Origin of the sequence: Alteromonas sp. S167 (assembly GCF_036864375.1) — a bacterium.
Classification (GTDB): Bacteria; Pseudomonadota; Gammaproteobacteria; order Enterobacterales; family Alteromonadaceae; genus Alteromonas.
The window spans coordinates 193830-212169 of sequence record NZ_JAZETR010000007.1 but is presented as its reverse complement, the minus strand read 5'-3'; the positions used below and the strand labels follow the sequence as shown (position 1 = coordinate 212169).

The following is an 18340-nucleotide window of genomic DNA, read 5'->3' as shown; positions in this document are numbered from 1 at the left end:
ACGTTATGGAGAAATTAGTTGGCGTTAATGCAATTTTCAGGAGCAGTATGCCTGTTTTCAAAAAACCTTTTAGAATGTCAGTATGGCAGAGACGAAGCACAAAAGCTGCCGTTCATTTTTTTGCCTTAGGCTATATTGTTTGGCTTTTCTTTGCCGGCATAACCGACAATCTTGGCCCCGACCCCGTAGACACATTAATAAATGAAACGGGAATATGGGCAATCTATTTTTTATTAGCCACACTAACGCTTAGCCCTTTAGCAAAATGGTTACCAAGTCCAGAGCCCATTCAGTTTAGGCGACTCATTGGCATTTACGCCTTCGTGTATGCCTTTGCACATTTGAGCACTTATTTATTGTTTGAACTTCAATTAGACATGTCGCTTATAGCAAGCGAGCTGGTAAGTCGCCCGTATATTATTGTAGGTATGTTTGCACTGCTGCTTTTACTAGCATTAACGCTAACGTCATTTAAGCGCATACAGCGAAAAATGGGAAAGCAATGGCAAAAGCTGCACAATACCATTTACCTTATTCTTCCTCTCACGCTTCTGCACTTCAGCTGGTCTCAAAAAACCTTTTGGCAAGAGCCTATTTGGTATTGGCTTTTGGGTTTACTGGTTATGTGGCCTCGTTTAACGGCATATATAAAAAAGCGAAAGCATCATAAAGAAAGAGCGAAAGAAAGAGAGCGAAAGAAGGAAGCAGCCGTAGTTTAAGAAAGAAAATAAACCAGCGCGGCATAACGCGCTGTTTTTCCAACGGCCACGCATAAAAGAAAAAACCAGAAGTTAGAGCGTAAAACGCCAGCAACCAACGTTATTGGATCGCCAATAACAGGTACCCAACAAAGCAGTAGGCTCCACTTACCCCATCGCGCAAAATAATGCTCAGCTTTGCTGAACGATGTATCGCTTATTCTTAACCATTTTGACGCAAGATGCTTTCCGTAACGAAAACCCAATAAATAATTTAAAAGCGCGCCAAGCACATTACCTATTGATGCAGATGTAAGAAGAAGAAATGGCGTTAGACCATTGCTTAATAATGTGACTAAAACAATTTCAGAACTAAACGGCAAAATGGTTGCTGCTAAAAAAGCAGCTAAGAACATGCCCACATACCCGAGCGTTACAAAACTAATCAATTAGCACTCTCTCATCATTAATAGCTACTTTCTCACATACCCATACTGTGCACGTATGTCAGTAATAGAACAAACGCAGTTAATTTTAAGATGTTTGAATATCTAAAGACAGCTAAGTACAAAATAAAAACGCAAATATATTAATAAGTTACCAAAACAACCTTGATGTGTTTAAAAAAAACGCAACGAAGTACTTGCAAAAACTACCATCCAGTAATACTGTATACACATACACACTGTATATTTAAACAGTTAATAAAAAAACCTGTATAAAGAGTATTGCCATGAACACATCATCAGTTTCTCGATTTAATGCACTACGCACTTCGGTTTCAAATGTTGTACAGCTTCCTCTTCCTTTTGAAGGATTCCCTAGAGATAGCCAAGGCCGAAACGGCAAAAGCCAAGAAGGAAGAGGTTGGAATTATTTGTTAGCAAACTCAGTGTCGTTCTCGAAGGATGTAAACCATGCAATCCGCATACAGAAACCTGAAAAAGAGAAAGTGCCTCAGTGGATCAGTAAACTTATTACCGGTGGTCAGTGTAAAACGTTATATGTTGAGAATATCGATCTTGATTTACAGCCAACAGACAGCGAAATGATTAGAAAGCTATGTGAGCTTTACTCAGTAAGTTTAGTTAACGTTCGCGTTGATGCAGGCGAACAACAGCAAGATGTTGCTGTTGGGCCTTGGTAAGAAAACCATTCAACATTTTATAGCTTTACTTATATCTGTATTCATAGGTTTGAGACATTTTGAAAACAGTTGGGTAGCACCACATACCGCTTTATACTATTAGGCAGTTTATCTAAACCTAATGGTATAAAGTATGCGCTGTTATTGTTGCTCACCTCTCCCGTACGAGAAATGTTGTGAGCCATATTTAACTGGTAAGTCTCTCCCCTCTTCTGCCGAACAACTTATGCGTTCACGGTTTTCTGCTTACGCGACAGAAAACTTTGATTATGTGTTAAAAACCTATTCGAAAGACAAACAGCAGTCGTTAAGCACTGACGCATTAAAAAGCAGTGCCGATGGCGCAACATGGTTTGCGCTTCAAATAAATGCAACACCCTCAGAAGATACAGTTGAATTTACTGCTTACTATTTTGAAAACAAAGCAATGTATCAACTTCATGAGTCTTCTCGTTTTATAAAAGAAGACGGCGCATGGCGTTACCATGATGGCGAATTATTTGATGACTGCGGAAAAGTGAAATACGGGCGTAATCTACCCTGTGTATGTGGCAGCACTAAGAAATTCAAACAGTGTTGCGCGACCAAAGCACGTTAGAGACTAAACACACTTACTAAATATTGAAGAAAACTCATTTAGCCGCCTGAATAAAGGGCGGCTAAATAATGACGGTATTAACACGTCTGGTTAGCAAGCTGCTAATGTTTATGGGTGTAGCGCGGGCAGTCTAAGACTTGAAAAACGTGATACTAAGTGGATAAACCCATAATTCATCGTTATTAGCTTTCATTGCCGCTACAATTGCGAATATCAAGTTAAGCAAACCTAAAATGGCAAAGCCGATAAAGCCAATAAGTACAAACGCCAGCACTGTGCAAATAATTGAATAAACAACAAGGCTTAATATCCAATTTGCTGTTACGCGCCCGTGCTGATTTATACGTTCACTTTGGTCTTTATTCACCACCCACATCACTATAGGTAGTATAAGCCCCAAACCAGGAGCAATGATGCTAGCAAGTTGGCTTAAGTGAATAACTGTACAGTATGTACGCTCGTTCATTCCCCAATACATGTTGTTTTCCATTTTTGTTAATCCTTTATAAGTGCAAAATGCACATTACTTGTGGCAGTTGTTTTATCCAAACTATTTTGTACCACTTTAAATATAAACATGCATTATTTAGCGCTCTCACTTCTTCGTTTAATTGGGAATAAACGCAGCCAAAATGCCGCTTCAAAAACAATACCCAAAAGCACAAATACGAAAGCACCAGATGCAAAGCCTCTGCTGTAACAGGCAATAGCTATAGCTAGAAAAACTAATGCTAAGAGACACCGAAGGAAGGTTTTCATTAAAATATCCTTTTCGAAAATTATTGGTGTGACGCGTTGCTAAAGCCCAACATTGTAAAAGTGCAATAACAAAGCGCTTAGTTGATATTTATATGAGCGCAATAATTCAATAACCAACCCATTGTTTCTACCTTCTTGCCCTCTTAGTTTGTAACACTTTGTTTATCATTTCTTCATTGCTTGTTCAGCTTTACGCCATTTAGCAGTAACAGCACGTGATTTTGTTTACAAATGTCCAATACCGTCTCACAATGAATCTGACATGTCTCTGTGTATACATCGCAGTAAAACCAGAATAACGAAGGACAAACAATGATTAAGCACAAACGCACGCTACTTGCTGCTCTTGTAAGCGTTTCACTTTTGGGTTGTAACGAAACCGCCAAAGAAGCGCCAGTTACTGCACCAACACTTACCGCAGCAGATGCTGAAGCATTCTTAGACAACGCACAGCGCGATATTGAAAAAATGCAGGTTCCTGCCGCTCATGCTGCTTGGAGCTATGCTACAAACATAAATTACGACACTGCAGCCGTAAGCGCCTACTTTAATGAAGTGCTATCAACCAAAGTAGCCAAACTGTCGAAAGAAGCGGCTAAATTTAATGACGTTGAAGTAGATGCAGATACACGTCGTCAATTGGATCTATTAAAAAATGGCTTAACTATGCCACCGCCAGCAGACGCAGCTAAAGCCGAGCGTTTAGCAAAAATAGGTTCAGATTTAAGCGCAATGTATGGCTCGGGTGAGTATTGTCGAGAAGACGGCACCTGCAAAAGCTTAGTAGAGATGAGTGGCGAAATGGCCACAGTGCGTGATGCAGATTTGCTTCTAGAATATTGGAAAGGTTGGCGAGAGGTGTCTAAACCAATGGCGCCTCTATATGCAGAGCAAGTGTCACTTGCCAACGAAGGCGCTGCTGAGCTTGGGTTTGCTAATGTGAGCGAACTTTGGCGCGGTAAATACGACATGCCTGCGGAAGAATTCCCTAAAGAGCTTGATCGTTTATGGTCTCAAGTAGAGCCTTTTTACGAGTCACTACACTGTCATGTACGCGCAAAGCTTGGTGAGCACTATGGCGAAGATGTAGTTCCACAAGATAAGCCAATTCCTGCGCACTTGCTAGGCAATATGTGGGCGCAAACTTGGGGTAATGTTTACGACATTGTGAAGCCTCAGCAAGAAATGAAAGTACCAGATGTGACAGCTGCATTGAATGCACAGGGCTACGATGAAGTTGCTATGGTTAAACAGGCGGAATCATTTTTCTCTTCTCTAGGTTTTGAAGAACTACCTGAAACATTTTGGGAACGCTCAATGTTTCAAAAACCGGAAGGTAGAGACGTACAGTGTCATGCATCAGCGTGGGACCTAGATGACAAGGACGACCTTCGCATCAAAATGTGTATCCAAAAAACTGGCGAAGAGTTTAACGTTATTCACCACGAACTTGGTCACAACTACTATCAACGCGCATACAAAGACCAACCACTGCTGTACAGAGGCTCAGCGAATGACGGTTTCCACGAAGCCATTGGCGACACAATTGCCCTTTCAATTACGCCAAAATATTTGAAGCAAATTGGCTTGATTGACGAGATACCAGACGCATCAAACGATATCGGTATGTTGATGCAGGTAGCGCTTGATAAAATTGCCTTTATTCCATTTGGTCTAATGGTTGACCAGTGGCGCTGGAAAGTACTTGCAGGTGAAGTATCGCCAGAACAGTACAATGATTTATGGTGGGAACTACGAGAAAAGTATCAAGGTGTAATGGCGCCAGTAACACGCGATGCTGATGCTTTCGACCCAGGTGCAAAATACCACGTTCCTGCGAATGTACCGTATACGCGTTACTTCCTTGCGCATATTCTTCAATTCCAATTCCACAAAGCACTTTGTGATATTGCTGGTGATGAGGGCCCGCTTAACCGCTGCTCTATATATGGTAGTGAAGAAGCGGGTAAAGCGCTGAACGACATGCTTGAAATGGGCATGAGCCAGCCATGGCAAAATGCACTAGAAACGCTTACAGGTTCACCTGAAATGGATGCAAGCACAATTGCAGCTTACTTTGCTCCGCTTAAATCTTGGTTAGACGAACAAAATGCTACACGTCAATGTGGCTGGTAGTTGGCTGAGGCTGGTAAACTGCTACAATAGCTAAAACAAAGATAAGTTTAAAAACCTCGCTCTGGCGAGGTTTTTTTATTTTGTATCCCTAGTTTTTTCGTATTTGTTAGCGGCGTTGCAGATTTATGTCATCGAGCGAGACAATCGACATTTCATCGCAAAGTTTGATCGAATTAGCTTGTGCGCCATAACAATGGGTACATACAAATACAAGGAGGATATAATTATGGCAAACGTACTTGTCATTGGCGCATCAGGTCAAATTGGTAAACAGGCTACAGGTAAACTGCTAGAGGCAGGTCACCATGTAAAAGCACCTGTAAGATCACCAGATAAACTTAGTGATATCAATGATGCAAATCTCACCGTGATAGAACAAGACTTAGAAGAAGACTTTTCATCGCACTTTGACAATATCGATGTGGTTGTCTTTACTGCAGGTTCTGGCGGCAACACGGGCGCTGACAAAACCATTATGATAGACCTATGGGCTGCGCGAAATGCAATTAATTATGCTAAAGAAGCAAAGGTGCCAAAGTTTGTAATGGTTAGCTCTATTGGCGCTGATGATCCAGATGCTATTGACTCACCTATCAAGCCTTATCTTGTTGCTAAGCATATGGCAGACGAGCACCTCATTAATAGTGGTTTACACCATATCATTCTACGCCCCGGCACACTTTTAAACGAACCGGGTACTCACTTAGTCAGCACTGAAATGCCAACTAATAGAAGTGATGCGGTTATACCTCGTGAAGACGTGGCAACGGCCATTGTAGAAAGTGTTAATCATGCTGGTAGTGAAAACATTGTGACACACTTATTTAAAGGCGCTACACCAATATCAAATGCGTTCTAACGTTGCTCGTTTCACTTACTAAGAAAAAAGAAAGCCCCTCTTCAGGGGCTTTCTTTTAGCTATGCAACTGTTTTTAGTGGCGTGAGCATTAGGGAATGAGTGCCTGACACACCCAATTACCTTCGCTATTTTTCTCATGCCATTCTCTATTTTGAGGGTTACCGCGCAAATACAAGTAATCGACGGTTTCTATAGCAAGTAAGATCACGCAGAAGTGTTCCGGCGCATGTTTAAAATCGCCTTCAACTTGAAGCGCTGCGGAATCATGTCTTGGTGTTCCAGGCTCTCCCCAAAAGAACTGTTTTTTTCCTGCGTCAGACAATTTGTTCCACTGTTCGCGAACAAGCGCTTCGTCTTGTTGCGCCGTTAACACGGTGGCATTGCAGGTGAAACGATACTGCTCTCGCGTTTTCGAAAAGTACCAACACACCTGTGCTTGAGGGCGTTTTAATAGTTGTTGATATTTCTCAGAACGTGTATCGGATATCACGACAAGCTCGTTATTGTCTGTCAAACCCCGAAAAACCACGGTACGGCAATGGGGAAACCCGCTTTCATCCACACTAGCTAACTGCACATAGCGGCTTTCAGGCATGCTGCGCGTTTGATGTAAACTTTTAGTCAGTCCTTGTCTCCACTGCGGCATAGCGCGTCCCCTTCAGTATGTTGCTTCTATGCCGCTTGCTTTTTAGCAAGCGAGAACAAGTCGTAAAAGTTCTTAGTGGTTATTTGAGCAAGCTCTTTTACCGATACACCTTTTAGCTCAGCAATAAATTCTGCTACTTCCACAACATAACCGGGTTGATTCTGTTTGCCCCTATGCGGCACTGGTGCAAGCCAAGGTGAATCAGTTTCAATAAGCAAACGCTCAAGAGGAATAGCTTTCACCACGTCGCGCAGTTCATCCGCTGAATTAAAAGTCACAATACCTGATATTGAAATGTAGAAGTCCATTTCGATAGCGGCTTGTGCCATTTCTAGTGACTCGGTAAAACAATGAAGCACACCTTTGGTATGCGGTGCTTTATGCTCTTTTAGTAAGTTTATGGTGTCGTCACGTGCATCACGCGTGTGTATTATTAACGGCTTATTTGTTTCATTTGCCACTTTAATATGGTCAACAAACGACGTCAGCTGAACAGCCTTGCTCTCTGGGCTGTAAAAATAGTCTAATCCGGTTTCACCTATTGCAACCACTTCGTCTTGCTGTGCTTTCTCTAACAGCTCTTCATATGAACATGCATCGTCTTGATGAAGAGGATGAACACCACACGACACAGACACATCAGGGAAGTGTTTAACGGTTTCCAGCATACTGTCGTAATCGTTTACTGAAACACAAACACATAGAAAGTGTTCAACGCCTCGTGTACGGGCAAAATCTAATGTTTCTGCAAGCGCCTCTGGGCCCTGCTTTAAGCGGTCTAAATGACAATGAGAATCTACGAACAAAATGTACCTTTACTAATAACTTGATGCTAGTTAGTTAAAATAAAACACTAGCGTTGGAATTGTTTTAACAACCCAAACAACACCATAGACTTGTTAACACCTGGGTGTTGAAGCGTTTTTACCGCCTCTAAACACGCTGAATAACGCGTAAAGTCGCTGGGTTGTTGTTTTTGAATATAATCTTGTTGCGCAATTTGTTGGCACCATTGTGCAACTTGAATAGCGCTATCCTGCCACTTATTGGCTAACGTTTGTGCCTGAAAATCTGGCGAGCCGGCCAACAACGCTTGGAAACCGTCGCTGAAATCTCGGTAACTGAAGTCATCACCACCTTTCAATGCTTCCTCAACTCTCAAAGGCGCACCACCATAAGCCTTTAATAAAGCTTCACTGGCATCTTCTACGCCCTTTGAAGCCAAGTAGTTCACACTTTCCTGTGTAGACGGTAACGCCAGAATGTGCTTTTCACAGCGGCTCAGAATGGTGGGCATAAGCTTATTCATACTGTCGGTAATAAGCACTAAATACGTATTGTCTGTAGGCTCTTCCAAGGTTTTGAGTAACGCGTTTGCCGCCGCTTCAGTCATGGTATGAGCGTCGGGGATCAACAGTACTTTATTCCCGCTCATTTGTGCCGTACCGGAAAGTTTCGCTATGCCCTCACGTATTTTATCAACGCCTAGCTGCTTCTCGCTTTCTAAAATATGAAAATCAGGGTGATTTCCTGCCTGGCGCAAGTGACAACTTTGGCAAGCTTCACACGGTCCATTAACACTTGGCTGTTTGCAAAGTAAAGTGAAACTGAGCGACTGCGCCAATTGGTATTTTCCTATTCCACGCGGACCGCTTAATAACAAGCCATGATGAAGCTTTGCGTCTAGGTATCGCTGCATAAGCCCCGTGTATATATTAGAAAACCAAGGCAACATATTACGCAGTTGCCTCATTTTGGCTGCTTAAATACAACGTAATCTCATCTAAAACCGCTTTGTGTACGCTTTGCATATCTTGCATTGCACTTACTACTTTTATGCTGTCGTCTTGGCCTGCAAGTTCTAAATATCGCTCGCGGGTTCTCTCAAAAAATGCCAAACCAGCCTGCTCTATACGGTCTAACTCACCGCGGCCGCGCGCTCGCTCTAGCCCCACCGCGGGTTCAACATCAAGGTAAATCGTTAAATCGGGTTTGAACCCATTTAAGGCAATATCGCTTATGGCACGCATTGTTTGGGCACTTACTCCCCTGCCACCACCTTGGTAGGCTTGAGACGACAAGTCATGTCTATCGCCTACAACCCAAGCACCATTATCAAGCGCAGGTAAAATACGGTTGGTAAGCAGTTGAACACGGGCCGCATACATAAGAAGTAATTCGGTTTCTTCTGCCACATTTTCGTTCCAATCGTGTTTAACACAATCGCGAATGGCTTCTGCCATAGGTGTACCACCAGGCTCTCTGGTTTGCTCTACCTGCTTTCCTGCTGCTTGTAGTGTCTCTTTAATTAGGCCGATAACAGAACTTTTGCCTGCGCCTTCAAGACCTTCAACTACAATAAATTTTCCGCGCATAATAATTCTTTGTTCTCAATAATACGTAATAGTTCGCGATAACACGGTTTTGCCACAATATTATCGTGGTCTTCGCTAGCGTTTTAGCTGGTATTTTCTCACAGCTGCGTTGTGTGCTTCCAGTGTTGTCGAAAATTGGTGGCTGCCGTCGCCTTTGGCAACGAAATACACCTCATCTGTTTCCAGCGGTTGTAAAGCAGCCTTTATCGCCGCTTTACCCGCCATAGCAATAGGCGTGGGCGGAAGACCTTTTATAACATAGGTATTGTAGGGCGTTGGCGTGCGTAGGTGTTTACGGGTGATATTACCATCGAAATTATCGCCAATACCGTAGATTACCGTAGGGTCGGTTTGTAGTCTCATATTGCTATTAAGCCTGTTTACAAATACCCCAGCTATGCGATTTCTCTCTTCAGGTACAGCGGTTTCTTTTTCAATAATACTGGCCAGAATAAGCGCTTCGTAAGGCGTGTTTATTGGTAAATCTAAGGCACGTTGCTGCCACTGCTCATCAACGAAAGCGATAAGCGCTTCATGCGCTCGAGCCAATACAGCGCTGGCTTTCGTATTGTTGGTGAAGAAATACGTATCAGCTAAATACAAACCTTCATTGTGCTTAATCGCTTGGCAACACCAATCAGCGTTGGTAATTGTGGTTTGACGTAGTGTCTTGTTATCTATATCAAACTGGATGTTACTGTGTGCTTTTAACGTTTCTAACCACTGCTTGAGTGTAAGCCCCTCTACTAAACTAACACTGAACAAGTGTTCTTCGCCTTTGGTAAAACGTGTAAACACATCGACTAAAGAATCTCCTGGCGCAAGTGCGTAGGTGCCTGACTTTACCGATGTGTCGGTGGCAAAAAACTTAAGCCACACTTTTGCAACCATTGGTGGTATGTCTGAATAGGCTTGGTTGCGCAATTGCTTTACCGTGCGATAGGCATTACTGCCTTGCTCAATAACAAACAAAGACTCAGATTGTATCGACAGCGGAGCGTTTACTATTTTAGACAAATAAATAACGGCACATGCTGTACCGAATGCACTGGTAAAGACAAAGCCTAAAATTAGAAATAGAATTCGTTTCATTAAAGCGTCCTTGCCTGTTTATTCGCATTTAACAGTTTATGTAAATATTCTATCTCGGCGTGCTCAATAGCATATTTCACGGTAATGCTATCGTGAAATGTCACCGAACTAACGGGCATAATACCCATTAATGCGTTGGTAATAACCACAGCCTGAGCAGCTTTCAGCTGCTCAAGTGAATATTCGCCTACATTCAACGTTACATTGTCATTTAACAAGCCCTGTACCAAGCATTGCCTTACTACACCGTTTACACCACTTCCCTTCAAAGACGGTGTGTACCACGCCCCATTTGCAAAAAAGAAAAGGTTACCCGCGCTGGCCTCAATAAGGTTTTCGTTGGTATCACAAACAATAGCGTCGTCGGCGCCTGCTTCTTCAACTTCTCGCTTGATCAGCACTTGTTCAAGCCGGTTCATGTGTTTAATACCCGCAAGGACAGGCTGAATTGCTAACGCTGTATTTGCACTAATAGCGTTGATACCACGCTGCCGCATAGCGTCATAATGTTTCGGGTAGGCATGCACCGATAAGCGTACTAGAGAAGGCTGGGATTGATCACGGGCATAGCCTCTACCCGCTTCGCCACCTGAAATATGCACTTTTAACACGTATTGACCGTTATCTTGATGTTTATTTTTATCAGCATCATTTTCATGAACATCGTTTGTCAGGTCATCGACGTTTGGTCTTACCTTTTCGCGCTGTTCGGCAATAAAAGCAATTATTGCGCTTTGCAAGCGCTCTATGTCTATGTGGATATCTAGTGCAGAAGTGTCGTAAGACAGCCTTGAAAGATGCCAAGGCAAAAGCTCGGGAGTATGGTTTAAAACTCGAATTGTAGTAAAAACGCCATCACCATAATTATATGCTCTGTCACTTTGCAAAATGGGCGCGTCGCTGCTGACTATTTTCACTACCTAATAAAAAACCATACTAATCACAATGATTTTGAGTATACCAAGTTGCACGATGCAAACAAGAAAGGCAGCGAATTCGCTGCCTTTCTAATCAATTTAATGGCTTTTTACAGACGCTTGAATATAAGCGACCCGTTAGTGCCACCAAAACCAAACGAATTACAAAGCGCGTATTCTTCGCTAAACGGCTTAGCTTTGTTTGCAACAAAGTCCAAGTCGCAGCCTTCGCCTGGCTCGTCTAAGTTAATTGTTGGCGGTGCCATTTTGTCTCGTAACGCCAAAATGGTAAATATTGCTTCAACAGAACCTGCAGCACCTAAAAGGTGACCTGTCATCGACTTAGTAGAGCTAACGAGTAGCTTGTAAGCGTGCTCGTTAAATACGCGTTTTACCGCAGCAACTTCAGCTACATCACCTGCTGGAGTAGAAGTGCCATGGGCGTTTACATAACCAATATCAGTGGCATTTAGCTGCGCGTCATTAATAGCATTTTGCATAGACGCCGCCGCACCTTCGCCATCTTCTGGTGGTGAAGTCATATGGTACGCGTCGCCACTCATGCCAAAACCAACAAGCTCAGCATAAATGGTAGCACCACGTGCTTTTGCAGCTTCATACTCTTCTAGCATTACCACGCCAGCGCCCTCGCCCATAACAAAACCATCACGGTCTTTGTCCCATGGACGGCTTGCTGCCTGCGGATCATCATTTCTTGATGACAACGCACGCGCAGCGGCAAAGCCTGCAATACCTAAAGGAGTAATTGATGCCTCTGCACCGCCAGCTAGCATGGCGTCTGCATCGCCATAAGCGATGGTACGCGCAGCAATACCAATATTGTGAACGCCAGTTGTACACGCTGTTACTACATTTAAGTTAGGGCCTTTCAAACCTTCCATGATAGAAAGAAAGCCTGAAATCATATTGGTAATGGTAGATGGTACGAAGAAAGGAGAAACCCTTTTTGGGCCACTGTTCATCAGTTTGGTGTGATTTTGTTCAATCTGTTCTAAACCACCAATACCCGAACCTATAGCCAGTCCAACGCGGTGTGCGTTTTCCGGGGTAACGGTTAAACCAGAATCGGCCAGCGCTTGTTTACCAGCGGCAATACCCAACTGGATAAAGCGATCCATCTTCTTGGTTTCTTTCTTTTCGATGTATTCCTGCGGGTCAAAGTCGTTAATCTGACCTGCGAAACGGGTTGAATAGTTACTGCAATCGAAGTGAGTGATTTCACCAATGCCGCTCTCGCCTGCGAGCAATTTGCGCCATGTGTCTTCGCTATTAAGACCCAATGGTGAAAGCATTCCAAGACCAGTAACCACTACGCGACGTTTTGTCACAAAAAGTCCTCGCTTTGGAACTAAGGTAGGAGAAACAAAAACGGCTCTGTAGTAGAGCCGTTTTGTCGCTAATTAAGACTTATGCGTCTTTGTTAGCGTTGATGTAGTCAATTGCAGATTGAACTGTAGTAATTTTTTCTGCTTCTTCGTCAGGAATTTCAGTATCGAATTCTTCTTCCAAAGCCATTACTAGCTCAACTGTGTCAAGTGAATCAGCGCCTAAATCGTCAACGAATGAAGCTTCTGCTTTTACTTCTTCTTCTTTCACGCCAAGTTGTTCAATGATAATTTTCTTAACGCGATCTTCAATGTTACTCATAATTCTAGGTTTCCCTTAAACGTCACTAGATAATAAAGTTGCCGCTAGTTTATTTTGCAAGGTGAGCCCTTGCAAGCTCCAGTTTAAACAAATTTTCTGGTCAAACCAGCGACGTTCCAAATTCGTAAAATACTATTTTTACATCCAAGTTCGGGTAAATACCACCCCAAACTAAGGAAAATTCGCAATTTTTGCGAATTTACCCCATATACATTCCACCATTTACATGGATAGTTTCGCCTGTAATATAGGCAGCACCACTGCTCACTAAAAAGGCAACAGTGGCCGCAATTTCATCAGGTTCACCCAAACGGTTAGCCGGAATATCTTTGAAAATGGCTTCGCGTTGGTCGTCTGACAGTGCTTTTGTCATGTCAGTATCGATAAAACCTGGTGCAACAACGTTAATGGTAATGCCGCGTGATGCTACTTCACGAGCCATAGATTTAGAAAAACCAATAACGCCTGCTTTTGCAGCAGCGTAATTAGCCTGACCAGCGTTACCTGCGCTTCCTACTACTGAACCAATATTTACGATACGGCCAAAGCGCTTCTTCATCATTCCACGAAGTACCGCTTTTGAAAGGGTAAAAATTGATGTTAGGTTTGTGTCGATAATACTTTGCCATTCGTCATCTTTCATACGCATTAGCAAATTATCGCGGGTGATACCGGCATTATTCACCAAGATATCAATAGCACCAAACTCATCAGTGATAGCTTTAACCGCGTTGTCAACGCTTTCTTTGTCAGTAACGTTTAGTGCTAAGCCTTTTCCACCGAATTCGCTAAGATAGCTGCTAATTGCGTCTGCGCCATTTTCACTTGTTGCGGTACCAACAACTGTCGCACCTTGCTGTGCAAGCTGCGTCGCGATAGCCTTACCGATACCGCGACTCGCGCCTGTCACTAGCGCAATCTTACCGTCTAATTGACTCATTGCGTTTCCTTATTGTTTTAATGCTTCCACACCCTCAGGTGTATTAACTGCAAGAGACTCTAGGCCCTTATTAATACGTTTATTTAGCCCCGTTAATACTTTGCCAGGACCTATTTCAACAACACGCTCAACCCCAGCTGCCGCCAAGTACTCAACAGTGCGAGTCCATTGAACTGGACAATAAAGTTGTCTTACTAACGCATTCTTAATTGCGTCGCCTTGTGTCTCAATGGTCACATCGACATTATTAACGATGTTGATTGCAGGTTCGTGAACATTTAAAGAAGATAGCGCTTCTTCTAGCTTGTCTGCAGCAGGGCGCATTAGTTCACAGTGCGACGGAACACTTACCGCTAGCGGTAATGCTCGCTTAGCACCAGCCTCTTTACATGCATTGGCAGCTTGCTCTGCAGCATGTTTTTCACCTGCAATTACCACTTGTCCAGGTGAATTGAAGTTTACTGGGGCAACCACGTCGCCAGTCGCAATGGCTGTTTGTTGGCATATATCTGCTATGGCAGCATCGTCTAGGCCAATAATGGCGTACATGGCACCTGCTCCGGCTGGAACAGCTTCTTGCATGTATTTTCCGCGTGCTTCAACCAACTTAATCGCGTCGGCAAAGTCCATTGCGCCACCACATACCAAAGCAGAGTATTCACCCAAGCTATGACCTGCCAAATAACTTACTTCAATACCGTTTTCACGAATAACGCGCCAAATGGCCACACTTGCCGCAAGTAATGCAGGTTGCGTGATATGCGTTTCATTAATCTTACCCTCAGCATCGTTTTGAACGAGTTCCCAAAGGTCATAGCCCAATGCGTCAGACGCTTCTTTGAACGTCGCTTCTATAACAGGAGAGCTTTCTGCCAGCTCTTTTAGCATGCCCACACTTTGTGAGCCCTGCCCTGGAAATACACAGGCTGTCTTCGTCATGTAGATTCCTTATTATTTTTAATTGTTTTCTAGAAACAAAAGAACCAGTAGGTAAAATTGTATTAGTAGCGCACCAGTGCTGATGCCCACGCAAATCCACCGCCAAAGGCTTCTAGTAATAAATGCTGTCCGCGTTGTATTCTGCCGTCGCGAATAGCCGTATCTAACGCAGTTGGCACGGTCGCGGCAGACGTATTGCCATACTGCTCTAGTGTCATTACTACTTGATCTAATGACATATTAAGCTTTTTCGCGGTAGCTTTAATAATTCTAAAGTTTGCTTGGTGTGGTACTAACCAGTCAAGATCAGATTTTTGCATTCCGTTAGCGGCCAAGGTTTCTTCAACCACTTCCGACAGCTTAGTAACAGCCACTTTGAACACTTCGTTGCCACGCATTACGCCCCAGTTTTCGTGTACTGACTGTTCATCACCTCGGGTTGGATTACCTACGTATAACAAGTCGCCGTGCGACCCTGATGCATTGATATGCGTGGATAAAATTCCAGGCTCGTCACTGGCTTCTATGATGGTAGCGCCCGCGCCGTCACCGAATAAAATGACCATGGTGCGATCTTCAGGGTTAACCAAGCGACTTAAGCAATCGGTTCCAACAACAAGAATACGCTTGGCCATGCCAGACTTAATGTATTGGTCGGCCACGCTTAGCGCATAACAATAACCGGCACATGCCGCTGCAACATCAAATGCAGGAATGCCGTCTATATCTAAAATACGCTGAATTTCGCATGCTGTGCTGGGAAGCGCATAGCGACCACTCGTGGTTGCGCACACAATCATGTCGATAGATTTCGGGTCGATGCCAGCCATCTCGATGGCTTTTTTACTGGCTTCTGCACCCATGGTAGCAGCGGTTTCGTCTGCTCCAATAATGCGTCGTTCTTTTATCCCCGTACGATCAGTGATCCACTCATCACTGGTATCTACCATTACTTCTAAATCGGCGTTTGTACGTACTTCACTGGGATAATAGCTACCTGTTCCTATAAAGCGTGAATATTTGCTCAAAGCTGCTCCAACAATACCGTTTCTATCTTTGTTTTTATCTTTTCCGGTAAATGCATTTTCGCTTCTTTCATTGCTTGCACGATGGCGTAATAAAAGGCGTCTTTTTGTGCATTTCCATGACTCTTGATAACAATGCCGCGCAATCCTATCAGACTCGCACCGTTATACTGGTCGGGGTTCACGCTGTTATAGATAGATTTCAGTAATGGGAAAGCAATTTTCGCGAGTAATCGCGTGTAGAAATTTTTTTGTGACTGGCGTTTTACCTCGTTTATCACGAGTTTTGCTAAACCTTCACTAGACTTAAGCGCCACATTTCCAGTGAAGCCATCAGTAACAACCACATCAGCATGGTCGGTGAAAATATCATCACCTTCAACATATCCAATGTAATTAATACCTGGCGCGTCTTTAAATAGCTGGTCGGCAGATTTTACCTGCGCATTTCCTTTTATGTCTTCTTCACCAACGTTAAGCAGTGCTACTCGTGGCGATGCAATACCCGCAACTTCTTGTGCTAGTACCGAACCCATCACGCCATATTGAAACAATATCTCTGGCGTACAGTTAACATTCGCACCAAGGTCGAGCAGGAAGACATTATGATGGCCTGTTGTAGGCATCATATTAATCAGCGCTGGTCTATCAATACCTGAAAGGGTTTTCAATAAATAGAAAGACAGCGTTAGCAGCGCACCGGTATTCCCTGCGCTTACACATGCATTGGCATCGCCACTTTCAACAAGTTCGATAACCCGGCGCATGGACGAATCTTTTTTGTGTCTTAGTGCTGAGGTGGGTGCCTCTCCCATTTCCACTACTTGAGAGCAATGGTTAACAGTAACGCGGCTGCGCTCTGTTTCAGTAAGGCATTGAATTCCAGCATTGATAATTTGTTCATCGCCACAGAGTGTGAAATTCACATCGGGATGAAGTTGGATAGCTTTGATGGCTGCAGAAAGGATAACAGGGGGACCATGATCGCCCCCCATGATATCTAACGCGATGGTTAGTATAGACAAAATGTAGTCGCCGAATTAAGCGCCGATTACTTTCTTGCCTTTGTAATAACCGTCAGCGGTCACGTGGTGACGACGGTGAGTTTCGCCCGACGTTGAATCGACAGACAAAGTCGCGCCTGTCAATGCATCGTGTGAGCGACGCATACCGCGCTTAGAACGCGTTTTACGATTTTGTTGTACTGCCATAACTTACTCCTGGTCTCGCTTAAGTTCTTTCAAAACCGCGAAAGGGTTTTGTCGCTCCTGTTCCGGTTCAATCTTTCCAAACGACATATCGTCTTGCTTCACTGTACACTCCGACTCTGCATGAAGGGGCACAATTGGCAATGATAATAGTAGCTCGTCTTCAAAAATTTGAAGCAGATTAACTTCTCCGTGGTCGTTGACCTCTACCGGTTCATAAGCCTCGGGAATGATGTCGTCGCTTTCCTGCTCTTCTCCCTGCACTGGAGTAAAACAGAATTCCGTTTCCACGGGGTATTCGAGTTCACCATTACACCTTTGACAGATAAGTGTTACCTGCGTGGCTAAGTGGCCGTGAAAGACAGTAAGACCCTGCGCGTCTTTTTCGAACTGTACTTCTGCGTCCACATAATCACTGCATCGGACAACTGCCTCGCTCAATCGTTCCATATCCTTAGACGCAATCACGCCCCGATAGTCGGAACGTTTCATGGCACTTTTAGTCGGTTCAACCGAATGAGGGAGTTTCACTTTCTGCATAGGGCGCGCATGATATAGCGTCAACCCCTTTGTGTCAAAGCAAAATTGCGTTTAAACAGCGAATAAAACACTGTTCGTCAAAGGTAGTGATAATGTAACATTGCCCTATAAATGCAGAACCTGCAACATATTGATTTTCTATAAGGAGTTCTCGTGACTACTCTTGTGCTTGCATCCTCTTCTCAATATCGAAAAATGCTGTTAGCAAATATAGGCATAAACGTTGAGACTCACGCACCAGAAATTGATGAAACCCCCATGGTCAATGAACAGCCTACCGCCCTTTCTTTGCGCCTTGCCCAGCAAAAAGCTGAAAAAGTGGCACTTGAGCTAGGTGACGCCGCAGAGAACTGTATTATTATTGGCAGCGATCAGGTAGCACTTGTTGAAACTGAAAACGGCCCACGTTTACTCGGTAAACCAGGTTCTGAAGAAAACGCAGTAAATCAATTAAAGACCTGCAGAGGTAAGCAAGTTAACTTCTACACTGCACTTTGCCTTCATCAAGCATCAAGTGGAAAAACAGTTACTCAAGTTGACGAAACACGCGTATTCTTTCGTCACAACACCGATGAGGCACTAACGGCTTATGTAAAAAAAGAGAAGCCGTTAGACTGCGCAGGTAGTTTTAAAAGCGAAGGAATGGGCGTATTACTTTTCGATAAAATTGAAAGTCGTGATCCAAATAGTTTAATTGGGTTACCCATTATGTTGCTTAACGACCTTTTATCGACCCATTTCGATGTTGATTTATTAATGTTGGCCGCTAGCTAGTTGCTATAAAAAGAAAAGC

The 18340-nt window shown here is 43.6% G+C and carries 22 protein-coding genes; 6 read left to right on the top strand and 16 right to left on the bottom strand.

Features of this window, described 5'->3' with window-relative positions; all coding sequences use genetic code 11:
- The first annotated feature begins 47 nt into the window (after positions 1 to 47).
- A complete protein-coding gene (locus tag V7R35_RS12565; RefSeq protein WP_334015206.1) occupies positions 48 to 719 on the top strand; it encodes a sulfite oxidase heme-binding subunit YedZ in 672 nt (223 codons plus the stop codon).
- Here the strand turns inward: V7R35_RS12565 and V7R35_RS12560 are convergent.
- Complete coding sequence (locus V7R35_RS12560; RefSeq protein WP_334015205.1) at positions 716 to 1147, bottom strand: YqaA family protein; 432 nt, start codon at positions 1145 to 1147, stop codon at positions 716 to 718. The genes V7R35_RS12565 and V7R35_RS12560 overlap by 4 nt on opposite strands.
- Before the next feature lie 284 nt (positions 1148 to 1431).
- Between V7R35_RS12560 and V7R35_RS12555 the strand changes: the two genes are divergently transcribed.
- Positions 1432 to 1845, top strand: a complete 414-nt coding sequence (locus V7R35_RS12555) for a deoxyguanosinetriphosphate triphosphohydrolase (protein ID WP_334015204.1) — start codon at positions 1432 to 1434, stop codon at positions 1843 to 1845.
- A gap of 226 nt (positions 1846 to 2071) precedes the next feature.
- Positions 2072 to 2443, top strand: a complete 372-nt coding sequence (locus V7R35_RS12550) for a YchJ family protein (RefSeq protein WP_438823472.1) — start codon at positions 2072 to 2074, stop codon at positions 2441 to 2443.
- A 130-nt stretch (positions 2444 to 2573) separates the two neighbouring features.
- Here the strand turns inward: V7R35_RS12550 and V7R35_RS12545 are convergent, their stop codons facing one another.
- Positions 2574 to 2933 carry a DUF4870 domain-containing protein gene (locus V7R35_RS12545; RefSeq protein WP_334015202.1) on the bottom strand — a complete coding sequence of 120 codons (360 nt, stop codon included), beginning with the start codon at positions 2931 to 2933 and terminating at the stop codon, positions 2574 to 2576.
- Between the two features lie 581 nt (positions 2934 to 3514).
- On the opposite strand from V7R35_RS12545, the gene V7R35_RS12540 reads away from it, so the two are divergent.
- On the top strand, positions 3515 to 5338 hold the full coding sequence (locus V7R35_RS12540; protein WP_334015201.1) for a M2 family metallopeptidase: 1824 nt from the start codon (positions 3515 to 3517) through the stop codon (positions 5336 to 5338).
- Positions 5339 to 5564: 226 nt separating this feature from the next.
- Complete coding sequence (locus V7R35_RS12535) at positions 5565 to 6197, top strand: SDR family oxidoreductase (protein WP_334015200.1); 633 nt, start codon at positions 5565 to 5567, stop codon at positions 6195 to 6197.
- Between the two features lie 88 nt (positions 6198 to 6285).
- Here the strand turns inward: V7R35_RS12535 and V7R35_RS12530 are convergent, their stop codons facing one another.
- From V7R35_RS12530 to yceD, 14 genes are all read right to left on the bottom strand, one after another.
- On the bottom strand, positions 6286 to 6843 hold the full coding sequence (locus V7R35_RS12530) for a pyridoxamine 5'-phosphate oxidase family protein (RefSeq protein ID WP_334015199.1): 558 nt from the start codon (positions 6841 to 6843) through the stop codon (positions 6286 to 6288).
- A 26-nt stretch (positions 6844 to 6869) separates the two neighbouring features.
- Positions 6870 to 7649, bottom strand: a complete 780-nt coding sequence (locus V7R35_RS12525) for a TatD family hydrolase (protein WP_334015198.1) — start codon at positions 7647 to 7649, stop codon at positions 6870 to 6872.
- Between the two features lie 47 nt (positions 7650 to 7696).
- Entirely contained in the window at positions 7697 to 8596 is a 900-nt protein-coding gene (gene holB, locus V7R35_RS12520) for a DNA polymerase III subunit delta' (RefSeq protein WP_334015197.1), read from the bottom strand.
- Positions 8580 to 9218 carry a dTMP kinase gene (gene tmk / locus V7R35_RS12515; RefSeq protein WP_334015196.1) on the bottom strand — a complete coding sequence of 213 codons (639 nt, stop codon included), beginning with the start codon at positions 9216 to 9218 and terminating at the stop codon, positions 8580 to 8582. The genes holB and tmk overlap by 17 nt, the downstream gene beginning before the upstream one ends.
- 75 nt (positions 9219 to 9293) lie before the next feature.
- Entirely contained in the window at positions 9294 to 10310 is a 1017-nt protein-coding gene (gene mltG, locus V7R35_RS12510; RefSeq protein WP_334015195.1) for an endolytic transglycosylase MltG, read from the bottom strand.
- On the bottom strand, positions 10310 to 11227 hold the full coding sequence (pabC, locus tag V7R35_RS12505) for an aminodeoxychorismate lyase (RefSeq protein ID WP_334015194.1): 918 nt from the start codon (positions 11225 to 11227) through the stop codon (positions 10310 to 10312). Before pabC ends, mltG begins: the two co-directional genes overlap by 1 nt.
- A gap of 110 nt (positions 11228 to 11337) precedes the next feature.
- On the bottom strand, positions 11338 to 12576 hold the full coding sequence (fabF, locus tag V7R35_RS12500; RefSeq protein ID WP_334015193.1) for a beta-ketoacyl-ACP synthase II: 1239 nt from the start codon (positions 12574 to 12576) through the stop codon (positions 11338 to 11340).
- A gap of 79 nt (positions 12577 to 12655) precedes the next feature.
- Positions 12656 to 12895 (bottom strand): acyl carrier protein, encoded by a 240-nt coding sequence (gene acpP, locus V7R35_RS12495; protein WP_334015192.1) that lies wholly within the window; start codon positions 12893 to 12895, stop codon positions 12656 to 12658.
- Positions 12896 to 13094: 199 nt separating this feature from the next.
- On the bottom strand, positions 13095 to 13835 hold the full coding sequence (fabG, locus tag V7R35_RS12490) for a 3-oxoacyl-ACP reductase FabG (protein WP_334015191.1): 741 nt from the start codon (positions 13833 to 13835) through the stop codon (positions 13095 to 13097).
- 9 nt (positions 13836 to 13844) lie between these two features.
- Positions 13845 to 14774 carry an ACP S-malonyltransferase gene (gene fabD / locus V7R35_RS12485; protein WP_334015190.1) on the bottom strand — a complete coding sequence of 310 codons (930 nt, stop codon included), beginning with the start codon at positions 14772 to 14774 and terminating at the stop codon, positions 13845 to 13847.
- 62 nt (positions 14775 to 14836) lie between these two features.
- On the bottom strand, positions 14837 to 15802 hold the full coding sequence (locus tag V7R35_RS12480) for a beta-ketoacyl-ACP synthase III (protein WP_334015189.1): 966 nt from the start codon (positions 15800 to 15802) through the stop codon (positions 14837 to 14839).
- Positions 15799 to 16824, bottom strand: coding sequence for a phosphate acyltransferase PlsX (plsX, locus tag V7R35_RS12475; protein ID WP_334015188.1), 1026 nt, complete (start codon positions 16822 to 16824; stop codon positions 15799 to 15801). Before plsX ends, V7R35_RS12480 begins: the two co-directional genes overlap by 4 nt.
- Positions 16825 to 16839: 15 nt before the next feature.
- Entirely contained in the window at positions 16840 to 17010 is a 171-nt protein-coding gene (gene rpmF, locus V7R35_RS12470) for a 50S ribosomal protein L32 (protein WP_012518206.1), read from the bottom strand.
- Positions 17011 to 17013: 3 nt separating this feature from the next.
- Positions 17014 to 17547, bottom strand: a complete 534-nt coding sequence (gene yceD / locus V7R35_RS12465; protein ID WP_334015187.1) for a 23S rRNA accumulation protein YceD — start codon at positions 17545 to 17547, stop codon at positions 17014 to 17016.
- A gap of 153 nt (positions 17548 to 17700) precedes the next feature.
- On the opposite strand from yceD, the gene V7R35_RS12460 reads away from it, so the two are divergent.
- Positions 17701 to 18321 (top strand): Maf family protein, encoded by a 621-nt coding sequence (locus V7R35_RS12460; protein ID WP_334015186.1) that lies wholly within the window; start codon positions 17701 to 17703, stop codon positions 18319 to 18321.
- The last annotated feature ends 19 nt before the right edge of the window (positions 18322 to 18340 follow it).

Coding starts and splice junctions, on each gene's coding strand:
- V7R35_RS12530 (WP_334015199.1), bottom strand. CDS start 6,843: ATGCCGCAGTGGAGACAAGGACTGACTAAAAGTTTACATCAAACGCGC.
- V7R35_RS12535 (WP_334015200.1), top strand. CDS start 5,565: ATGGCAAACGTACTTGTCATTGGCGCATCAGGTCAAATTGGTAAACAG.
- rpmF (WP_012518206.1), bottom strand. CDS start 17,010: ATGGCAGTACAACAAAATCGTAAAACGCGTTCTAAGCGCGGTATGCGT.
- V7R35_RS12555 (WP_334015204.1), top strand. CDS start 1,432: ATGAACACATCATCAGTTTCTCGATTTAATGCACTACGCACTTCGGTT.
- yceD (WP_334015187.1), bottom strand. CDS start 17,547: ATGCAGAAAGTGAAACTCCCTCATTCGGTTGAACCGACTAAAAGTGCC.
- acpP (WP_334015192.1), bottom strand. CDS start 12,895: ATGAGTAACATTGAAGATCGCGTTAAGAAAATTATCATTGAACAACTT.
- holB (WP_334015197.1), bottom strand. CDS start 8,596: ATGAGGCAACTGCGTAATATGTTGCCTTGGTTTTCTAATATATACACG.
- V7R35_RS12550 (WP_438823472.1), top strand. CDS start 2,072: ATGCGTTCACGGTTTTCTGCTTACGCGACAGAAAACTTTGATTATGTG.
- V7R35_RS12540 (WP_334015201.1), top strand. CDS start 3,515: ATGATTAAGCACAAACGCACGCTACTTGCTGCTCTTGTAAGCGTTTCA.
- V7R35_RS12545 (WP_334015202.1), bottom strand. CDS start 2,933: ATGGAAAACAACATGTATTGGGGAATGAACGAGCGTACATACTGTACA.
- V7R35_RS12565 (WP_334015206.1), top strand. CDS start 48: ATGCCTGTTTTCAAAAAACCTTTTAGAATGTCAGTATGGCAGAGACGA.
- tmk (WP_334015196.1), bottom strand. CDS start 9,218: ATGCGCGGAAAATTTATTGTAGTTGAAGGTCTTGAAGGCGCAGGCAAA.
- fabD (WP_334015190.1), bottom strand. CDS start 14,774: ATGACGAAGACAGCCTGTGTATTTCCAGGGCAGGGCTCACAAAGTGTG.
- fabG (WP_334015191.1), bottom strand. CDS start 13,835: ATGAGTCAATTAGACGGTAAGATTGCGCTAGTGACAGGCGCGAGTCGC.
- mltG (WP_334015195.1), bottom strand. CDS start 10,310: ATGAAACGAATTCTATTTCTAATTTTAGGCTTTGTCTTTACCAGTGCA.